This is a genomic window from Segatella baroniae DSM 16972 = JCM 13447 (assembly GCF_000426585.1).
GTDB lineage: Bacteria > Bacteroidota > Bacteroidia > Bacteroidales > Bacteroidaceae > Prevotella > Prevotella baroniae.
In genome coordinates this window covers 1-4,062 of record NZ_AUFQ01000037.1, presented here as the reverse complement: position 1 = coordinate 4,062, position 4,062 = coordinate 1, and the positions used below count along the sequence as shown (strand labels likewise).

The window sequence follows — 4,062 nt, the reverse complement described above, 5'->3', positions numbered from 1 at the left end:
TCTACCTTAAAACCTGTGTTTACAAATTCCTGCACAGCTTTTCGACCTGCATCGTCATTATCAAGAAAAGCACGAACAGAGGTTATATTTCTTTTATTCAGGTAGTGAATACTTCTTACAACATTACTCACGGAATTCATCACAAGGCATTGGTTGGTTACTTCCTCTTTCATTGAAAGGAAAGAAAGAAAATCCATAAAGCCCTCGAACAGACAGACAGGTTGTGCCTTGTCCTCAAATATAGGGGTGATGTCTTTCGGGGCAATCGTTCCCTTAAACAAATGATTGTCCCGTAGTTCATAACCACCTGAAGAATTGGCAAAGCCGATGGCTTCATATCTTCTTTCCCTTACCTCGTAGCTGATACATTTGAGAAAGGGTGTTGCCTTTTCTAAATCAATACAGCGTTCCTTTTTGAGATACTCCTGCAGGTGCGGCGGCAAGGTGTCTGAGATGCTTGTCAGTCTCCTTGTTCCGCTTGCTGTTATATCCTTTCTTTGATTTGGACTGATAGATGTTTCTCTCTTTGAAGAACAGGAGCAGTACGCTGTATGCTCTAAAGCGTTCTGCCCCAAACGGCAGATGGCTTCCGAGAGCGTGCAGCCTTCCAAGCGTATACAAAGGTCGATGATACTTCCGCCCCTGCCTTCGGCATAGTCTATCCAAAGGTTCTTTTCCGTGTCCACCTTGAAACTCGGATGAGTTTCCTCCCTGAGTGGTGAGCGATACATGACATAGGTAGATGTTTTACGGACAGGCCTAATGCCTTTCCTTTCGAGATATTCCACGATGGAATATCGTTTGATTAGTGATAAATCTTCTTTTTTCATTGTTTTGATACTTTAATGGGTTGAATGATAATTATTTATGCTTGTCTGTTTTATGGTTTTACCGTTTCCAAAGTTTTTCCCCTCCAAACTTTTTCATCTTTCTTCTTACTACATATTATTTTGTGATAAGTGATTGATAATCAGTATTACTTTGTAGTATAAGACAATACTACACATTCTACTACATTTGACTACTACAAGTTTGAAGGAGCGGGCAGGGCAAGATTTTCCTAATCTTGTAGACATAGATGGGGCTACCACCGTTTCTTCGTTTGCTCACCTTTATATATTCTGCTTTCTTCAAGGCTTCGCCCATACGTTTGGCAACAAGTGGCTGGTGGGTATAAATACCCAAATAGGTGAGTATCTCCGTAGTGGTCATTAACGAATAGTTTTCGTCCTCCGCTGGTTTCTCGAAGCAACGCAGCAAGAGTTCCATCTCAGCGGTCTGTACCTGAAAGTCCTCACTCTCCCTGTATAGTTCGGCAATCTCTTCATCATCAAACCAATAGCGGAAACCTGACTTTAGCAGGGCTTTGGCTTCAGCATAGACATTGTCCATTGAAATACGCTTGGCTTTCTCTATGTCTATGGAAAGTACTTCAAAGGGCAGGAACCTTCTGCTGCCTGTCGGGTCTGTAAGAAAGTCATTGCCGTTCACTGATGCCACAAAGCTTGCCAAGTGGGGATGCTCCTCCACGTACTTGTCATACGGCATACGGTACTTGACCATCGGACAGGTGATGAGGTTTTTCAGCTCGTTCTCATCCCGCTTATTGAGGGCTTTTAGCTGGTCGTCTATGTTTACGATAAGGTTCTGACCGATATAAGTGAGTGTGTCCTTTTCCTGCGGATATATTTTTCCTGTGTAACTGTAACCGTGCAGTGCTGGGGGACAGAGCAGGTCAAGGAACGTGGTCTTGAACTTGCCCTGCTCGCCTGTGAGTACGAGGCAGGTATGGTTACGGCACTCACGGTCGTCCATTGCGTTGGCAACCACTGCCACGAGCCACTTGGTGAGGTACGGCAGCCATTTGTCGGAGTTGCGCACGACAACGCAACTTGCCAAGTCGGGAATGGCTTTCAGTGAAAGGGAAACTTTATTTCCACAATCAGGGTTACTGCTGCCTATATCCGTTGCAGACAACTTTTTGAAATACTCCTGTATGGGGTTGATGCGTGGAGAGAAACTGCTCTCGATGATGGAATAGAGATTATCAGAAGATGTGATAATCCCGATGTCGTTGTCTATCTCCCTGCGGAGCGTGTTGATTTCATAGCGACCCACTTTTGAGAAATGAGCATCGTTCTTGCTTCGGTATTCGGTTCTTCCCAATACAGTGTTGTATCTGAACTCATAGCGAGAGGACAGATAGGTTTCTATCTCACCGTTTTTTGAGGAAGTCTTCTTTTGCTTGGACATATTGTTTCCTCCCTCCGATTTACCTTTATCTGCATTCTTCTTCATTATATGCTTGGTTTGGTTTCCAAGAGTGAAGTTATGAAGAGAACAAGAAAGTGCCAAGCATTCGGAGAGTGCTTGCATAATGTTGCGTACATTGGCTATGAATTTCTCACAGATTTTTGACAAGAAACTGTTGGAAAGTATGGATTTAAGCCCAAAACAAGAGGACAAGTGTGTAAAGGATGCAAGAAAGGCAGGTGCTAATTTGCTACAATACGCATCGTATTGCGTCGGCTAAAAGGATATGATAAAATGGAGTAAAGAGACAAAGAAAGAGAGCGACAATCCTTTTGCCATTTCCATGTTTTTCCCTCTATTTCCCTACTGTTCCCTCGTGCTTTGAAGTATGGCAAACACTCTCTACTTTTGCAGGCAGAAATATGCGGTGAAACGCAAGACGGACAAAGGTTTTATTAAACCAATAAGACAGAAATACAAACAAAACAATAATAAAACTATGGGATATTTTATCATTACGGATTCAAACTGGGCAAAGCTGAGGAACGAGATTCTCAGCCTTGCCGAGACCTGCCACAAGGCATTCGGGGAACGAAGCAGGCACACCGATTGGCTGCACAACGGTGATGTGTGCAGGCTGCTTAATATCAGCAAGCGCACCTTGCAGCACTACCGTGATACGGGTGTGTTGCCCTTTGCCCAAATCGGGCATAAGTGCTACTACAAGCGTGAGGACGTGGAACAGTTGCTCCAAACAAAAACGGAGAAAGCTGAAACGGGAAAAACTAAAATCAACAAATAGACACGAAGATTATGGAACAGGTAAGAGATTTGAATATAGAGGCGGACGATATGCAGGTGGTGCTGTCAGCTATCAGCGGAGTAAGCAAGAGAATTAAGGAAGTGGCACAGACACACAAGCCGCTATTTGGCGATGAGCACTTCCTTACAGGTAAGGAAGTATGCGAGAGGCTGTATATCAGCCCTCGCACCTTGCAGGACTATCGGGACAGGAGGATTATTCCTTACACACAGTTTGCAGGGAAGATACTTTATAAGGAGTCGGATTTGGAAAAAATGTTGGAGGAGAATTATAAGAGGTAACGAAACCTCTGCAAAAGTCCGTAAAAAGAAGAATAAAGTGAATATAACTTACTGATAATCAATCATAGTTTTTCTTCTAAAAATAGTTTTGCAGAGGTCTCGGTAACAGGTATATTGCAAGTAGCTATTCAGCGACAAAGGACATAAAACAATATTAATAATCAAATAGTTACTTGTAATTACTAGACATTTCAATCCGTATATCTTCAGTAGAAAATCCAACAAAACCACTTTTCGATATCAACTTTTGCCTGATACGATATTTTGGAGATAGTACTCAAATTAGATTATAATCCTCTACATATTGTATGGCCTCAGTAATATTGCTAACTCCAAGTTTTTTGAATATGTTTGTTCTGTGAGTCTTGATTGTAGTTATCGAAACAGAGAGATACTCTGCGATGTTCGCTATGCTTTTACCATTTGCACTTTGCCCAATAATAACTTTTTCCATATTAGTTAAATGTGAATTATTGGTTTGCACCCATTTATCGTTTCTCAATTCAAAATGATAGTCAACCCCAGATAACTTAACCAAGGCGTTCCCTATTTGTTTTCTTGTTGAATACGTTAACATACAAATTCCTAGTGTAATATGTTTGTTACTGTCAATTAAGTAATGATTAAAAAATAACTTGGTACATTTTCAGGCCAAAGACATCGGCATTGAACAATGTATTCAATTCGATATTAGCAGTTCTCATA

General features: G+C 41.8%; 5 protein-coding genes. 2 read left to right on the top strand and 3 right to left on the bottom strand.

The window, feature by feature from the left end; genetic code table 11:
- Together K334_RS0112680 and K334_RS0112675 are read right to left on the bottom strand one after the other, a co-directional pair.
- On the bottom strand, positions 1–830 hold an 830-nt coding region (locus K334_RS0112680), incomplete at its 3' end, for a DUF8464 domain-containing protein (RefSeq protein WP_036890431.1).
- A 181-nt stretch (positions 831–1,011) separates the two neighbouring features.
- A complete protein-coding gene (locus K334_RS0112675) occupies positions 1,012–2,376 on the bottom strand; it encodes a virulence-associated E family protein (RefSeq protein ID WP_009435903.1) in 1,365 nt (454 codons plus the stop codon).
- A 376-nt stretch (positions 2,377–2,752) separates the two neighbouring features.
- Between K334_RS0112675 and K334_RS0112670 the strand changes: the two genes are divergently transcribed.
- Together K334_RS0112670 and K334_RS0112665 are read left to right on the top strand one after the other, a co-directional pair.
- Positions 2,753–3,055: a helix-turn-helix domain-containing protein gene (locus tag K334_RS0112670; RefSeq protein WP_008449658.1), complete on the top strand. Its 303-nt coding sequence runs from the start codon at positions 2,753–2,755 to the stop codon at positions 3,053–3,055.
- 11 nt (positions 3,056–3,066) lie between these two features.
- Positions 3,067–3,357, top strand: a complete 291-nt coding sequence (locus K334_RS0112665) for a helix-turn-helix domain-containing protein (protein ID WP_008449754.1) — start codon at positions 3,067–3,069, stop codon at positions 3,355–3,357.
- A 277-nt stretch (positions 3,358–3,634) separates the two neighbouring features.
- Here the strand turns inward: K334_RS0112665 and K334_RS15345 are convergent, their stop codons facing one another.
- Positions 3,635–3,811, bottom strand: coding sequence for a response regulator transcription factor (locus tag K334_RS15345; protein WP_009435960.1), 177 nt, complete (start codon positions 3,809–3,811; stop codon positions 3,635–3,637).
- Positions 3,812–4,062: the final 251 nt, after the last annotated feature.